The 14768-nt window shown below is 61.9% G+C and carries 18 protein-coding genes, 1 tRNA gene and 1 pseudogene; 14 read left to right on the plus strand and 6 right to left on the minus strand.

Annotated elements, in window-relative coordinates:
• Positions 1–16 precede the first annotated feature (16 nt).
• From NKH30_RS18500 to NKH30_RS18510, 3 genes are read left to right on the plus strand one after another with little or no spacing between them, the layout of a single operon-like run.
• Positions 17–1192: an ABC transporter permease gene (locus tag NKH30_RS18500; protein WP_352501519.1), complete on the plus strand. Its 1176-nt coding sequence runs from the start codon at positions 17–19 to the stop codon at positions 1190–1192.
• Positions 1189–2127, plus strand: a complete 939-nt coding sequence (locus tag NKH30_RS18505) for an ABC transporter ATP-binding protein (RefSeq protein ID WP_352996514.1) — start codon at positions 1189–1191, stop codon at positions 2125–2127. Before NKH30_RS18500 ends, NKH30_RS18505 begins: the two co-directional genes overlap by 4 nt.
• The gene (locus tag NKH30_RS18510; RefSeq protein ID WP_352472006.1) at positions 2124–2873 is read left to right on the plus strand and encodes an ABC transporter permease; all 750 of its coding nucleotides are present in this window, start codon (positions 2124–2126) and stop codon (positions 2871–2873) included. The genes NKH30_RS18505 and NKH30_RS18510 overlap by 4 nt, the downstream gene beginning before the upstream one ends.
• 27 nt (positions 2874–2900) lie before the next feature.
• Here NKH30_RS18510 and NKH30_RS18515 read toward each other — a convergent pair whose 3' ends face one another.
• Positions 2901–3134, minus strand: coding sequence for a hypothetical protein (locus tag NKH30_RS18515; protein ID WP_023674502.1), 234 nt, complete (start codon positions 3132–3134; stop codon positions 2901–2903).
• Positions 3135–3213: 79 nt separating this feature from the next.
• On the opposite strand from NKH30_RS18515, the gene NKH30_RS18520 reads away from it, so the two are divergent.
• Together NKH30_RS18520 and NKH30_RS18525 are read left to right on the plus strand one after the other, a co-directional pair.
• Positions 3214–3714 carry a DUF2165 family protein gene (locus tag NKH30_RS18520; RefSeq protein WP_352472005.1) on the plus strand — a complete coding sequence of 167 codons (501 nt, stop codon included), beginning with the start codon at positions 3214–3216 and terminating at the stop codon, positions 3712–3714.
• Between the two features lie 251 nt (positions 3715–3965).
• Positions 3966–6107 carry a sodium-translocating pyrophosphatase gene (locus NKH30_RS18525; protein WP_352501522.1) on the plus strand — a complete coding sequence of 714 codons (2142 nt, stop codon included), beginning with the start codon at positions 3966–3968 and terminating at the stop codon, positions 6105–6107.
• A 123-nt stretch (positions 6108–6230) separates the two neighbouring features.
• Here the strand turns inward: NKH30_RS18525 and NKH30_RS18530 are convergent, their stop codons facing one another.
• Positions 6231–6764 carry an outer membrane protein assembly factor BamE gene (locus tag NKH30_RS18530; RefSeq protein ID WP_352472003.1) on the minus strand — a complete coding sequence of 178 codons (534 nt, stop codon included), beginning with the start codon at positions 6762–6764 and terminating at the stop codon, positions 6231–6233.
• 114 nt (positions 6765–6878) lie between these two features.
• On the opposite strand from NKH30_RS18530, the gene NKH30_RS18535 reads away from it, so the two are divergent.
• The 7 genes from NKH30_RS18535 (at position 6879) to NKH30_RS18565 (ending at position 11814) form a co-directional block, all read left to right on the plus strand.
• Complete coding sequence (locus NKH30_RS18535) at positions 6879–7418, plus strand: ubiquinol-cytochrome C chaperone family protein (protein WP_352996516.1); 540 nt, start codon at positions 6879–6881, stop codon at positions 7416–7418.
• 40 nt (positions 7419–7458) lie between these two features.
• Positions 7459–8007: a YceD family protein gene (locus NKH30_RS18540; RefSeq protein WP_352456592.1), complete on the plus strand. Its 549-nt coding sequence runs from the start codon at positions 7459–7461 to the stop codon at positions 8005–8007.
• A gap of 123 nt (positions 8008–8130) precedes the next feature.
• Complete coding sequence (gene plsX / locus NKH30_RS18545; protein ID WP_352996518.1) at positions 8131–9201, plus strand: phosphate acyltransferase PlsX; 1071 nt, start codon at positions 8131–8133, stop codon at positions 9199–9201.
• 9 nt (positions 9202–9210) lie between these two features.
• Positions 9211–10182, plus strand: coding sequence for a beta-ketoacyl-ACP synthase III (locus NKH30_RS18550; RefSeq protein WP_352682037.1), 972 nt, complete (start codon positions 9211–9213; stop codon positions 10180–10182).
• 104 nt (positions 10183–10286) lie between these two features.
• Positions 10287–10610: an integration host factor subunit alpha gene (locus tag NKH30_RS18555; protein WP_023717292.1), complete on the plus strand. Its 324-nt coding sequence runs from the start codon at positions 10287–10289 to the stop codon at positions 10608–10610.
• 245 nt (positions 10611–10855) lie between these two features.
• A complete protein-coding gene (locus NKH30_RS18560) occupies positions 10856–11398 on the plus strand; it encodes a MerR family transcriptional regulator (protein ID WP_023674511.1) in 543 nt (180 codons plus the stop codon).
• Positions 11399–11472: 74 nt separating this feature from the next.
• Entirely contained in the window at positions 11473–11814 is a 342-nt protein-coding gene (locus tag NKH30_RS18565) for a hypothetical protein (RefSeq protein ID WP_352926083.1), read from the plus strand.
• 126 nt (positions 11815–11940) lie between these two features.
• On the opposite strand, the gene NKH30_RS18570 is transcribed toward NKH30_RS18565, so the two are convergent.
• Entirely contained in the window at positions 11941–12132 is a 192-nt protein-coding gene (locus NKH30_RS18570; RefSeq protein ID WP_023674514.1) for a hypothetical protein, read from the minus strand.
• A gap of 317 nt (positions 12133–12449) precedes the next feature.
• On the opposite strand from NKH30_RS18570, the gene NKH30_RS18575 reads away from it, so the two are divergent.
• Together NKH30_RS18575 and NKH30_RS18580 are read left to right on the plus strand one after the other, a co-directional pair.
• Positions 12450–12728: a helix-turn-helix domain-containing protein gene (locus NKH30_RS18575; protein WP_352471998.1), complete on the plus strand. Its 279-nt coding sequence runs from the start codon at positions 12450–12452 to the stop codon at positions 12726–12728.
• Positions 12729–12847: 119 nt separating this feature from the next.
• A pseudogene (locus tag NKH30_RS18580) lies at positions 12848–13304 on the plus strand (YbaK/EbsC family protein).
• Between the two features lie 38 nt (positions 13305–13342).
• Here NKH30_RS18580 and NKH30_RS18585 read toward each other — a convergent pair.
• The 3 genes from NKH30_RS18585 to NKH30_RS18595 form a co-directional block, all read right to left on the minus strand.
• Complete coding sequence (locus NKH30_RS18585) at positions 13343–13537, minus strand: hypothetical protein (RefSeq protein ID WP_023674517.1); 195 nt, start codon at positions 13535–13537, stop codon at positions 13343–13345.
• A 147-nt stretch (positions 13538–13684) separates the two neighbouring features.
• Complete coding sequence (locus tag NKH30_RS18590) at positions 13685–13918, minus strand: hypothetical protein (protein ID WP_352471996.1); 234 nt, start codon at positions 13916–13918, stop codon at positions 13685–13687.
• Between the two features lie 768 nt (positions 13919–14686).
• A tRNA-Pro gene (locus tag NKH30_RS18595) sits at positions 14687–14763 on the minus strand.
• Between the last annotated feature and the right edge of the window lie 5 nt (positions 14764–14768).

The following is a 14768-nucleotide window of genomic DNA, read 5'->3' on the forward strand; positions in this document are numbered from 1 at the left end:
TGCGCCGGATCGGCCGATGGGGGAGGGCGTGCGCATCCGGTTCGACAAGCTCGGCGTGGTCATCGCGGCGATATCGGCCTATGCGGCTTTTGCGGCGCCATTCGCCACCTTCCGCGCCAATCGCATCGTACCCGGCGAGGCGCGCTCGATCCTCGAATCTTTGCCTGCGACGGTCGGTCCGCTGTTGATGGCGATTGTCGTCGCAGCGGCGCTCATTGCGCTGCTGAAAACGCCGCTTGCTCTGCGCCTCGCCGCCAGTGTGGTTGCGCTTGCAGCGCTGGCGCTGCTGATCGGCGTCGCCGGCAGTTTCCTGACACCCGCCGGCAACACCTTCGCCCGTATCTCGCCGGCTTCGGGCTTTTGGCTGCTTATCTTCGCCTTCACGCTTCTGCTCGCCGACGTGCTTACGCGGCTGAACCTGTCGCCGCAGGCACGCATCGGCGTGCTTGTTGTCGCCGCCGCGGCGATCGGGCTGCTGCTCGTCTCGGGAAGCTGGAACAGCCTGTCGATCCTCAAGGAATATTTCAATCGCGCTGATAGTTTTTGGGCGGAAGGCTCCAAGCACGTGACGCTGGCGCTGGGTTCGCTGGCGGCTGCGGTGATTATCGGCCTGCCGCTCGGCATCCTCTGCCATCGCGTCGAGAAATTGCGGGCCGGCGTGCTCAACGTGCTGAACATCATCCAGACCATTCCTTCGATCGCGCTGTTCGGCCTCTTGATCGCACCACTCGGCTGGGTCGCTTCGCATGTGCCGGGTGCTGCCGCGCTCGGCATTCGCGGCATCGGCACAGCGCCGGCTTTCGTCGCTTTGTTCCTCTATTCACTGTTGCCGGTAGTGGCCAACACCGTGGTCGGCCTTGCCGGTGTGCCGCGTGCCGCCAACGACGCAGCGCGCGGCATGGGCATGACCGACCGCCAGCGGCTGTTCGGCGTCGAGTTTCCGCTGGCCTTCCCGGTGATCCTCACCGGCATCCGCATCGTGCTGGTGCAGAATATCGGCCTCGCCACGATTGCCGCGTTGATCGGCGGCGGCGGCTTTGGCGTGTTCGTATTCCAAGGGGTCGGCCAGACGGCGATGGACCTGGTGCTGCTCGGTGCTGTTCCGACGGTGGTGCTGGCCTTCGCCGCTGCCATCATCCTCGATGCAGTGATCGAAATGAGCGCAAGCAAGCGCAGGGTTGAGACGGCATGATCGAGATCGAAGGCATCACCAAGCGCTACGGCGAGACGACAGTCGTCGACGACGTGTCGATAGTAATCGAGCCGCGCAGCATCGCCGTCATCGTCGGCACCTCCGGCTCCGGCAAGACGACGCTGCTTCGCATGATAAACCGGCTGGTCGAGCCGACATCGGGCGTGATCAAGCTCGACGGCGTCGACAACCGCTCGGTCCCGGATTATGAGCTGCGCCGCAGCATCGGCTATGCCATCCAGGGCCACGGGCTGTTTCCGCATCGCACGGTGGCGCAGAACATCGCCACTGTGCCGGTATTGCTCGGCTGGGACGCCAACCGCATCAAGGCCCGCGTCGACGAGCTGATGACGCTATACCAGCTCGACCCGCAAGCCTACGGGCCACGCTATCCGCATGAGCTTTCCGGCGGTCAGCAGCAGCGCGTCGGCGTCGCCCGGGCGCTTGCCGCGGAACCCAACGTGCTGTTGATGGATGAGCCGTTCGGCGCGCTCGATCCGATCATCCGCAACAAGGCGCAGGAGGATCTGCTGGCGATCCAGAAACGCTTCGGCACCACCATCATCCTCGTCACCCATGACATGGAAGAGGCCGTTCACATGGGCGACAAGATCGCGGTGATGGATGGCGGCAAAGTAGTGCAATATGCCGCGCCGGCCGAGATACTGGCGAAACCGGCCAGCGCGTTTGTCGAGACCCTGGTTGGCGCCAGTGAAAAACCGTTCCGGCTGTTGTCGCTTGGCCGGGTGCGCAACGCGGTGGAAAAAGGCACGGCCGAAGGCGAGGCGATCCCCGGTGACGCCAGCCAACGCGACGCGCTCGCCGAACTCCTGTGGTCGGGCCGCCCGGCACTTCCGGTGAAAGATACCGACGGCAAGCCACTTGGCCGCGTCACTGTGGACGGGCTGGTTAAGCGAGCGGCGAGGCCGGCATGAAAGCCTGGCTTCCCTTGCTGCTCAGGCTTGCCCTGGTGGTGGTGCTTATTGCCTTCGTCACCAATCCCGGCTGGTTCGAACCGCTGCTGAAGCCGCTGACAGAGAACAACGCGCCGGTAATCTACAATCAGGGCAGCCTTTTGACGTTGACGCTGCTGCATCTGCGGACCGTGCTGATCGCGACCGTTGCCGCGACGGTCGTTGCGGTCGCGCTGGCCATTCTGGTCACCAGGCCAGCCGGCGCCGAATTCCTGCCGCTGTCGCGCAGCCTGGTCAATATCGGCCAGACCTTTCCGCCGGTGGCGGTGCTGGCGCTTGCCGTGCCGGCCGTCGGCTTCGGCGAAAAGCCGACGCTGATTGCGCTGTTTCTCTACGGACTGCTGCCGATCTTCGAGAATGCGCTGACCGGCCTGACGACGCTGCCGGCCAACGTAGTCGAGGCGGCGCGTGGCGCCGGCATGACCGGCTGGCAAAGACTGGTCAAGGTCGAGCTGCCGCTCAGCGCGCCGATCATTCTCGGTGGTATCCGGCTGTCGGTGGTGATCAGCCTCGCCACCGCGACCATCGGCTCGACGGTAGCGGCGAGGACACTGGGCGAGGTGATCATCGCAGGCCTGCTGTCGAACAACCTCGCCTTCATCCTGCAGGGTGGCCTGATCGTCGCCGCCCTTGCCGTGCTGATCTATGACGGGCTGTCGGCGGTCGAGCGCTACACCGCCCGGCGCATGGGACGCGAGCCCGAGTAGCGTCTCGGGGCGAAGTTCGCTCTTTTTTCAGTGGCCGGTCGACCGCGTCGGATGATCGAGCGTCAGTTCCAGCGTTGTGCCCGTCTCGCCGGTGATCCAGCGGCGGCGGATGATGGCGAAATCGTGCTGTGTGTCGGCTCTAACCACAGAGACCAAGTCGCCCACCGCGCAATCACTGTCGAGATCGAGGGCTTCGACAGTCTCGGCAATGTCTTGCTTGCCGGCATAATGTCTCGCGATGGCTGTGAGCACGATGATCACTGGCCCACCCGTTGCGCGATCTTCGGGACTCGGCGATTGATGAGTGCGATGCCCCGATCTTTCAGCAGGAGTTCTTGCCATGACCGCGCGTTTCTCCAAGATCGTCATGTGTTTGTGTCTGGCGGCTTTCGCCTTCCTCGTCGCCTTCGGCAACATCACCGATTACGGCTCAAACTTCGCCTTTGTCCAGCATGTGCTGAGCATGGATACGACCTTTCCCGGCAATGCACTGATGTACCGCTCGATCACCAACCCGTCGCTGTGGACGGCTGGCTACTGGCTGATCATCATTGGCGAGGCGCTGACCTGCCTGCTTTACCTAATCGCCGCCTGGCAACTCTGGCAGGCGCGCAACGCCAGCGGACAGGCTTTCAACGATGCCAAGAAGTTCGCCATCATTGCCGCCACAATGGGCTTCCTCGTTTGGTATTTCGGCTTCATGGTCGTTGGCGGCGAGTGGTTCGCCATGTGGCAGTCTTCGACTTGGAATGGTCAGGAGGCGGCGTTCAAATTCTACATCACCATGCTGCTGGTGCTGGTCTTCGTCGTCCAGCCGGACGGCGACCCGCGTAAAGCCTGACCACTGTTCGCCGATTTCAACCGATCTAACCGGATGGCAGTGTCGACAGGCGCTGCCGTCCAGCCTTTTGGGCGAAACCCGGGATCTTTTGGGCGAAAGCCGGACAGGAACGGAACAATATCTTGACGTTCCGAGCCCTGTTTCGCATAAGCCGCTGCGAAGGGACGGATTCCGGTTGCGGAAAATTCGTCCCCTGTCTCAACGGCCCGGGGAGGGGTTCTTTTGGGCCACCAATCGAGGAAAATTCGGCAATGACCATAATTTCAGCTGTCATCGCCTGCGGTCTGCTTTCAGTCCTTTACGCCATCTGGGCGACACGTTCGGTCCTCGCGGCCGATCAGGGCAATGCACGCATGCAGGAAATTTCCGCGGCCATCCGCGAAGGCGCTCAGGCTTATCTGGCGCGCCAGTACACCACCATCGCCATCGTCGGCGTCGTGGTCCTGCTGCTTGCCTGGTGGCTGCTTTCGATCACCGCCGCCATCGGCTTCCTGATCGGCGCCGTTCTATCGGGTGCCGCTGGCTTCATCGGCATGCACGTCTCGGTGCGCGCTAATGTGCGTACCGCGCAGGCGGCTTCCAACAGCCTCGCTGCCGGCCTCGAGATCGCCTTCAAGTCGGGCGCCATCACTGGCATGCTGGTTGCTGGCCTGGCCCTGCTCGGCGTCTCGATCTACTACCTGATCCTGACCCAGTTCATGGGTCTGCAGCCAAACGATCGCGTCGTCATCGACTCGCTTGTTTCGCTCGGCTTCGGCGCCTCGCTGATCTCGATCTTCGCCCGTCTCGGCGGCGGCATCTTCACAAAAGGCGCCGACGTCGGCGGCGATCTTGTCGGCAAGGTTGAAGCCGGCATTCCCGAGGACGATCCACGCAATCCGGCCACCATTGCCGACAACGTCGGCGACAATGTCGGCGATTGCGCCGGCATGGCCGCCGACCTGTTCGAGACCTATGCGGTGACCGTGGTCGCCACCATGGTCCTCGCCGCCATCTTCTTCGGTGGCACCGACGTTCTCGGCGCGGCCATGCTCTATCCGCTGGCCATCTGCGGCGCCTGCATTCTCACCTCGATCGTCGGCACTTTCTTCGTCAAGCTCGGTTCCAGCGGCTCGATCATGGGCGCGCTCTACAAGGGCCTGATCGTCACCGGCCTGCTGTCAATTGTCGGCCTTGCCGTGGCCACCTCGGCATGCATCGGCTGGGGTGAGATCGGCACCGTCGCCGGCATGACCATCACCGGCACGAACCTGTTCATCTGCGGCCTTGTCGGCCTTGCGGTGACCGGACTCATCGTGGTGATCACCGAATATTATACCGGCACCAACAAGCGTCCGGTGAACTCCATCGCCCAGGCCTCGGTCACCGGTCACGGCACCAATGTCATCCAGGGCCTCGCGGTCTCGCTGGAAGCGACGGCGTTACCGGCGATCGTCATCGTCGGCGGCATCATCTCGACATACCAGCTCGCCGGCCTCTACGGCACGGCGATCGCGGTGACGACGATGCTTGGCCTCGCCGGCATGATCGTCGCGCTCGATGCCTTCGGCCCGGTCACCGACAATGCCGGCGGCATTGCCGAAATGGCCGGCCTACCCAAGGAAGTGCGCCAGTCAACCGACGCGCTCGACGCTGTCGGCAACACCACCAAGGCGGTAACCAAGGGCTACGCCATCGGTTCGGCCGGCCTCGGCGCGCTGGTGCTGTTCGCGGCCTACTCTAACGACCTGAAGTTCTTTGCCGCCAATGGCGACAAATACCCCTACTTCCAGGGTATGGGCGACGTCTCCTTCGACCTCTCCAATCCTTACGTCGTCGCCGGCCTGATCTTCGGTGGCCTGATCCCGTATCTGTTCGGCGGCATCGCCATGACCGCCGTCGGCCGCGCCGCGGGTGCTATCGTCCAGGAGGTGCGCAAGCAGTTCCGGGAGGATCCGGGCATCATGGCAGGCACCTCGAAGCCGAACTATGCGCGCGCCGTCGACCTTCTGACCAAGGCAGCGATCCGGGAGATGATCGTTCCGTCATTGCTGCCGGTGCTGGCGCCGCTGGTGGTCTATTTCGGCGTCCTCCTGATCTCCGGTTCGAAGGCATCCGCCTTTGCCGCGCTTGGCGCCTCGCTGCTCGGCGTCATCGTCAACGGCCTGTTCGTCGCCATCTCGATGACCTCCGGCGGCGGCGCCTGGGACAACGCCAAGAAGTCGTTCGAAGATGGTTTCGTCGACAAGGACGGCCTCAAGCACATCAAGGGCTCCGAAGCGCACAAGGCTTCGGTGACCGGCGACACGGTCGGCGATCCCTACAAGGATACTGCCGGCCCAGCGGTCAACCCGGCGATCAAGATCACCAACATCGTCGCGCTGCTGTTGCTGGCCGTTCTCGCGCACGGCTAAGCTCGGTCGCTATGGCCTTAAAACAAAACCCGCGGGATCGCTCCCGCGGGTTCTTCATTGCCTGAGATATGCCGCTTACAGGGAAGCGAAAGGAACGGAAGGAAGCCGACACCCTCGGGTGGATCAGCTGCCGCCGAGCGTGCTGCCGCCGCTGGCGCCGGGAATACCAGGCGCCAGCTTGCTGGCGCCACTGATGATCTGGCTGAGGAAGTTCTGGTCCTTGCCGCCGGTCGGCGTGGTGCGCGAGATGAAGTCGAACACCTTGCCGTCTTTCAAGCCGTAATTGGCGATCTGGGTGACGCGCCCGTCATCGCCAAAATAGACCGCCAGCACATGCTGGTCGACCAGCCGCGGCTTGTCGAAGGCGACATAGCGCTTGCGCGTCTGCGAAATGTAATAAAAGGCCTCGTTATCGAAGGTCGCCTTCGTCGAGGGAGTGCCGAGCGCCAGCAGCACCTGTTCGCGGCTTGAGCCGACCGGCACCAGGTCGATCGCCTGCTGGTCTATGACGTAGCCTTGCGTCAGCGTCTCGCTCGGATTGAGATCGCCGATCATCTTGGACGAATTGCAGGCGGAAAGTGCCGCAGCGATCACCAGCAGCGAAACCGCACCGCCGGGCTTGGGCAGGAAAGTCGACTTGAATTTCAGCGCGCGCAACTACAACTCCATAAGCTGGCCGCAACTTGCGCTGGGCCGCAAAACCGGTAAACCAGCTTGCTTGCCGATGCAACAAGGCCACTTCAACAAACGGTCCCGGGAGACCACCCTCAAATGTTCCAGCGCCTCTTTGGCCGCGAACGATATGCCAACCGCGCCATCACCGAGGCGCTTTACGCACAAATCGTGGCGGCGGCGCGGCAAACGGTGTTTTATTCCGCCTGGAACGTACCGGACACGCCGCTCGGCCGCTTCGAGATGCTGTCGTTGCACATGTTCCTGTTTCAGCACCGGTTGCGCGGCGAGGGCGGTGCTGCGGCAGAGGTTGCGCAGGTGCTGATCGACGAGTTCTTCATGGATGTCGAACATTCGTTGCGTGAATTGGGCATTGGCGACGTCGGCGTGCCGAAGCGAATGCGGAAACTGGCGAAAATGTTCTATGGCCGTACCGCCGCCTATGATGATGCGCTGCAAAGAAATGACCATGATGCACTCGCCGTCGCCCTTGCCCGCAATGTCAGGCCGGATGCCGGCGCCTGGCCGCAAGCGTCGCAACTGGCACTCTATGCCGCCGATGCATCAAGGCAACTCGCGGAACAGCCGACCGAATCGATCGTTTCCGGAACGGTGTCATTTCCCGTGGCCAACGCTTGAGCGACGGCAGGCCTATGAAGGTGGCGAAGTGGAGGCGAAGATGAAACACCCTGATACCCACAGCCCAGTGTCATTCCTGGCAAATGTCGCCCGGCTGCCGCAAAAGGGGCTGCCGGTGGTGATCGATGCCGACGCTGGGCAGCGCGCCCTGCTGGCCGTCGAGCACGAGCTGCTTTCGGTCGAGAATTATCGCGCCGAACTCCTGGTCGAGCCCTGGAAACGCAACGGGGTGAAAGTCAGCGGCCATGTCGAGGCCGATATAACGCAGGCCTGCATCGTCACCCTCGACCCGGTCGAGGCGCATATCGACGAGCCGGTCGAAGCGCTGTTCCTGCCGGAGCAATCCAAGCTCGGGCGGCAAGGTTTCGACGGCGGCGGTGAGATCCTGCTCGACGCCGAAGGCCCCGACAGCCCGGAAACCTTTTCCGGCGATGCGATCGACGTCGGGGCGCTTGCCGAGCAGTTCTTTGGCTTGGCGATCGATCCATATCCGCGCAAGCCGGGTGTATCGCTGGAGGCCGCCGGCGATGCCGAGCCTGTGGAGAATGAATTCCAGCAAAAGCTCAGATCACTGTTGGGAAAATCCTGATGGCTGACCCAATTTGAGAAAAGTTGGTTGTGCGGCAGCCCAAAACCGTTATTTTCGCCGAACCTTCGCGAGCCCCGCACCTTGGCAAGCCCGCTGGCCAATCAACCGTGAGATGAACACCGCGTGATCAGGATTTCCATCGATGCCATGGGCGGCGATCACGGGCCAAGCGTGGTCATCCCGGCGCTCATGACTGTCGCCACCCGCCGTCCGGATATACGCTTCGTCATTTATGGGCGCGAAGAAGTGGTACGGCCCGAACTCGCCAAATTCCCCAAGCTGGCGGAAGTGAGTGAGTTCGTGCACTGCGAGATCGCAGTGCGGATGGACGACAAGCCGAGCCAGGCGCTGCGCCATGGCCGCTGGAAGTCATCGATGTGGAAGACCGTCGAGGCGGTCAAGGCAGGCACTGCCGACGCCTGCATCTCGGCCGGCAATACGGGCGCGCTGATGGCAATGTCCAGATTCTGCCTTCGCACCATGGCGACCATCGATCGCCCGGCAATCGCGGCGCTCTGGCCGACATTGCGCGGCGAGAGCGTGGTGCTGGACGTCGGCGCCACCATTGGCGCGGATGCGCATCAACTGGTTGACTTTGCCATTCTGGGCACCGGCATGGCGCGCTCGGTTTTCGGCATCGAACGGCCGAGCGTCGGGCTGCTCAATGTCGGCGTCGAGGAGATCAAGGGTCAGGAAGAGGTCAAGGAGGCGGGTCGTATGTTGCGCGAGGCCAACATGGCCTCGATGAACTACCATGGCTTTGTCGAGGGTGACGACATCGGCAAGGGCAGTGTCGACGTCGTCGTTACCGAGGGATTTGCCGGCAACATCGCGCTGAAGACGGCGGAAGGCACCGTTAGGCAGATCGCCGGCTATCTGCGCGCGGCGATGAACCGGACGCTGATGGCCAGGATCGGCTATATCTTCGCCAAGACCGCCTTCGATCGCCTGCGCGAGAAGATGGATGTCGGCCGCTCCAATGGCGGCGTCTTCCTCGGATTGAACGGCATCGTGGTGAAGAGCCATGGCGGGGCTGATTCGGATGGCTTCGCGGCGGCGATCGAGCTTGGCTACGACATGGTGCGCAACAATCTGCTTGACCGCATCGAAGCCGATCTCGACCTGTTCCATGCCCGCAATCCGAATGCCCAGACAATCCGGAAATCCGACGTCGTCATCGACGCAAAGGAATAGGAAAGAGCATTGATCAGATCCGTCGTGCGCGGCACGGGCGCCGCGCTGCCCCGCCGCATTATGAAGAATGCCGATTTCGAAGGCATGGTCGAGACGTCGGACGAGTGGATCGTCCAGCGCACCGGCATTCGCCAGCGCCACATTGCGGCCGACGACGAGACGACGGCCTCGCTGGGCGAGGCGGCAGCGCGCGCGGCCCTCGACAGTGCCGGCCTGACGGCTGACGACATCGACCTGATCGTGCTGGCGACCTCGACGCCCAACAACACCTTTCCCGCGACCGCGGTCGAGATCCAGAACCGGCTCGGCATGCACCACGGTTTTGCCTTCGACCTGCAGGCGGTCTGCTCCGGCTTCGTCTATGCAGTGACGACCGCGGACCTCTATATCCGCGGCGGCTTGGCCAGACGGGTACTGGTGATCGGCTCGGAAACATTTTCGCGTATTCTCGACTGGAACGACCGCTCGACCTGCGTTTTGTTCGGCGACGGCGCCGGCGCGATGGTGCTGGAAGCAGGCACGGGGGCAGGCGGCATCGCCGACCGAGGCGTTCTGGCGGCCAGCCTGCGCTCCGACGGCATCCACAAGGACAAGCTTTTTGTCGACGGTGGGCCGTCGACCACCGGAACGGTCGGGCACCTCAGGATGGAAGGCCGCGAAGTGTTCAAGCATGCGGTCGGCATGATCACCGACGTCATCGAGGCGACGTTCGCACAGGCCGGCATCGGCGCCGCCGATCTCGACTGGTTCGTGCCGCATCAAGCCAATAAACGAATTATTGACGCTTCGGCCAAAAAGCTCGGGATAGAGGAGCGGAAGGTGGTGGTGACCGTCGATTTGCACGGTAATACCTCGGCGGCTTCCGTGCCGCTGGCACTGTCCGCAGCCGTCGCCGACGGTCGCATCAGAAAGGGTGACCTGGTACTGCTCGAGGCGATGGGCGGCGGCTTCACCTGGGGTGCCGTCCTGCTCCGCTGGTAAGTGCCGAACTATCGGGTTCGGGTCCTTGACCTTGACGGATCAATTACTTAGGTTCTGCCGTTGCTTGTATCGATTTATGTTTTTGAGCTGATGGGACGGTTCGTATGGGGGGAAAGACACTTACGCGCGCCGACCTCGCCGAAGCCGTTTACCGCAAGGTTGGGCTGTCACGTACTGAATCGGCCGAGCTTGTCGAGGCGGTGCTGAATGAGATCTGCGAGGCGATCGTTCGCGGCGAGACGGTGAAGCTGTCGTCCTTCGCGACTTTCCACGTCCGCTCCAAGAACGAGCGCATCGGGCGCAATCCCAAGACCGGTGAGGAAGTGCCGATCCTGCCGCGCCGGGTGATGACCTTCAAGTCGTCGAACGTACTGAAGAACCGTATCCTGCGCTCCCATCAAAACAGCAAAGCCAAGGGCAGCAAGTAGCCGCCCAATCCCCCTTTGCCAAGAATCATGCTCCAGGCTTCGGTTGAAAAATGAACCCTGCTTTTGCGCCGGGCTTGAATATTGTTTCATAAACCGCTGAAATAAGATGCGATTCGGTAGGCCGGATCGGTATTTGGGTGTGATCCGTTCCGCCGGGACGGAAAGCTGCTCTCTTTGTTAAGCGTGATGTCGCCCGAACCCGGTTCCCGCCTTTCGCGATCATGCTCTAGCGTGAGGATTCGTCCATGGACAAGAGCCCTGATGCTTTCCGCACCATCAGCGAGGTCGCGGAGGATCTGGATTTGCCGCAGCACGTGCTGCGCTTCTGGGAGACGCGTTTCAACCAGATCAAGCCGATGAAGCGCGGCGGCGGTCGCCGCTACTACCGTCCGCAGGACGTCGAACTGATCAAGGGTATTCGTCATATGCTCTACGACCAGGGCTATACGATCAAGGGCGTGCAGAAGCTGTTGCGCGAGAACGGCAACCAGTTTCTGATCGCCGTCGGCAGTGGCGACATGGCGGCGGTCGAGGCGATCTCGCAGCGTCGACAGGCCGACACGGTACCGCTGACGCAAGCGGCGCAGCCGCGCGGCCCGGACGACGAAATGCTGGTTGGCCAGCCGAGGGTGAAACCCAGCCGTCGTTTTTTCGGTATAGGCAAGACCGACGAGGAAGGTCCGGTTCCGCCGGACACGTCAAAACTTTCCCGTGACAATCGCGCGTTGCTGCAGGAGGCGCTGTTCGACCTCCTGGAATGCAAGCGCCTGCTCGATCAGGTTCGCTAGAGCCCGCCGGGTTGACCGGAACGGTCTTCAGGGTCATACGTTAGGCTTCCTTCTGCAGATGAAGGAAGCACGTCATGGCATCGCTTTCGAGCATCTCCGACACCGATCTCAACAAGCAGGTCGCGGCCTTGGCCAGGGAACTGGCCACCTTGAAGAAAGCCGTGTTGAAGCAGGGCGGCGCCTTTTACGAAGACGGGCGCGATACCGCGTCGGATTACTATTCGGATATCACTGAGCGGCTCGGCAACGCCTTGCCGGCAATCAAAAGGCAAGGCCGGGCGATCGAGAAGACCGCCCGAGATCACCCGGCGACGGCGGCCGCTGTCGGGCTGGTTCTGGTCGGGCTCGTCGCCAGTCTGTTCCTCGGCGGCCGACAGCAAAACGCGCCGCGAGCGCGTTCAAGGTCGGCACGTTAAGAAAAGCAAATGGCGGTGGTCAGCGGACCGCCGCCATTTTTCGCCGACACGGCAAACCCGGCAAGCGCGCCGCCCTTGATCCAGGACCAGAACGCCTGACTGCGGGTTGTTCGCCCGAGGGTGTTTTCAGTACTTCTTCGCGACAACCTTCTTGTGATGGTGGCGGTAGTGGTGGACGCGGTGATGGTAGTGATGGCGGTGATGCTTCTTGACGGTGGTGTGCATCGTCGTCGCATTCGCGCTGCTTGCGCCGATGATCGGCATCGAGAGGGCAAGTGCGATTGCAAGTCCAAGGGCGGAGAGAAGAGGCTTCTTCATGACATCGTTTCCTTTTTGCGCAGGCGGAATTTGAGCGTCACTGATTCAGGTCGGTGACTCGAGCGCTGCGGTTGGGACTATCGCCTTGGAGTTTTTCGGCAGTTTCTCCGGCCTGTAGAATTTTGTTTCCGAACTGTGTCTGCTGAGGATCCGGCCAGATGTCAGCTCGCCGGCATCCGCCATCCATTCCGGCGTCGGTTCACGATGCCGTGACGCTATCTTTGATGCTTGGCAAATCACCGGCGAGCGGGCATTCTCCCGATCGTCTCAGGCAACAACATGATTTGATCTAACTCTTTCATCCCACGGAGTTGCCAATGCCCCAAATAGCAAAACGCGAACCTTATTCCGAACTGGCGGCGAGCGCGGTTACGCCTGAACGCAGTGCCGTCCGAACCGCCCGGGAAGCCCGTGGATACAGCATCGAAGAGCTGTCCCTGGCGTGCGGGCTGGCAGCCTATGAGATTGCCGACGTTGAAAGCGGCAAGGATGCCGATCCCTCGAAACGTCGGCGTATTGCCTCCGCGCTTCAACTTCCGGAAAGCGCTCTGTTTGACGAAGCCGTGTTGCCTGCCAAAAGGCGATCCGTGTCGTAGCGACGTGTCATGCTTTTATTCCACGAGCTCGCCATGGGTCGCCCTGGCGGGCTTCGTTTTTTCGGCCACGTAGTGGACTTGCCGGCCGCCACGGCGACGCCAGACGGAAATTGCTGGAGATGAGCCTCGAATCCGTTCGCGCCTTCTTCGCCGCACACGCGGCCGACATTGACGTCATCGTCACGGAGGCAAGCTCGGCGACGGTGGCTCTGGCCGCCGAAGCGCATGGCGTAGCGCCGGCGCAGATTGCCAAGACGATCTGCTTGCGCGCCGGCGACCAGACGATGCTGATCGTGGCCAGCGGGATCTCCAGGCTGGACAATCGCAAATTCAAGGACCGGTTTGGTGGCAAGGCGCGAATGCTGGACGCCGACCAGGTGCTCGCCGCGACCAACCATCCCGTCGGTGGGGTGTGCCCGTTCGGCCTACCGGCGCCGCTCCCGGTCTACTGCGACATCTCGCTGCGCGCCTTTGACGAGGTCGTCCCGGCGGCAGGCGACGAATGCCGCCGTGCGGCTCAGCCCGCAACGCCTGGCCGAACTCGTCGACGCCGAGTGGGTGGATGTGTGCCAGTAGCGATTTATCCGGGTCGTGGAATCCGCTGAGCGTTACCGCTACTCGGTCTTCTGTGGCTCTTCTTTCTTGATCGTCTGAGCGTCCGTGACAGTCGACATATCGGCCTTCTCGACGCTTGCTGTCTTCGTCTGCGTGTCGACCGATGCCTGAACCTTGGAATGCGCGGGGCAATCCGCAGAGGCAGCTGATATGGACATGGTCAGTGCCGCGGCTATTGCGAGGAATGTCTTCATGATCATTCTCCTCTTTCGCTCGATGGGTAAAGTTAGCCCGTCTGGCACCGACCGCAAAATCACATTTGTTCACACGCGCTCCTGCGCACACGGAAGCCGACGCTGGGCCAGTGATTCAAATGGCTGCGCGGATAGCCGCTTGCCGTATCAAGGCCCACTGGCTCCGGCCGGAGGATTTTTGGCGTTAAAGATCTCGCCGCTCAGAGCCAGTCTCAAATCTTCGGCGCTGAGCTGACCACTTTCAAATAAATCCATCACTCTGCGGCCGAGCACTTCTCTGCCTGGATCTCCATCAGCGAGGCCTAGTTCACGGCATCGGGCATCAAGTGCCTTGGTCAACATGGTCAGCTCGGCAGGACAGGCAACTCCTTGAAGCGACATTGCATCTCTCCCGAAAAGGGCGAAAGCGCGTGGCATCTTCGTAGCGTCCGCTCGCCCTTACAACTGCGGACGACGGCAATTCAACTAGAGCCAACCTTTTTCGAACTCAACATTCAAACGTACCAAAACGCCGCGCGCTCCAATGCGAGGATCCTGCTACAATACGGTATGGCCGTCCGAATAGCGGTTGTCCTCGCGCTTCTTTTCGCCTTCGCCTACGGTTTCGCAAAACTCGCGGAACATTATCGCAGCGTTGGCGACAGGCCCTCTCCGTGTGAAGAATTGCCCTATCCTGATTGTCCTGACCAAAAAGCTCCTCCCCGGGAAGAAACTGAGCCTTGAGCGCGCGCCTGTTCAGGCCAGGCCAGCCGTCGGGATTGAATTAGTTCTTTCCAACCGATGGTTGGTGGACGCATTGCAGCTGATGCGCCTAGGGTTCAGTACGATCCGCGCGCACCGGGCATGCCCAACCCCCGAGTCACCCCTGCCTGATGCAAGGCGCCTGATCGAGTCCCGCCGTTCTGGCATGTGCGGCGGGACCTTTTCTCACGATAAAGGTTGGCGTACGCAGCAAAGCTTACCTAGCCATTACCGCGCGGTTTCTCGGTGGGCTTCTGGCTAGACGCCAGCCTCCGTGCCTCGCGCACGAGTGATGCGTGATCGATTCCTCGATGAGATCACGCGCCTGCGTATGTTGCGCTGGCTGCAGTGCGGCTATTGTCTGTACAGCCAGTTTGGGGGAAAACTGGCTAAGCCTTTGGATTTTAATGGTCGGAGTGGCCGGATTCGAACCGACGACCCCTTGACCCCCAGTCAAGTGCGCTACCGGGCTGCGCTACACTCCGGACCG

The sequence above is a fragment of the Mesorhizobium sp. M1273 genome (assembly GCF_040318195.1).
In the GTDB taxonomy this organism is placed as follows: Bacteria; Pseudomonadota; Alphaproteobacteria; order Rhizobiales; family Rhizobiaceae; genus Mesorhizobium.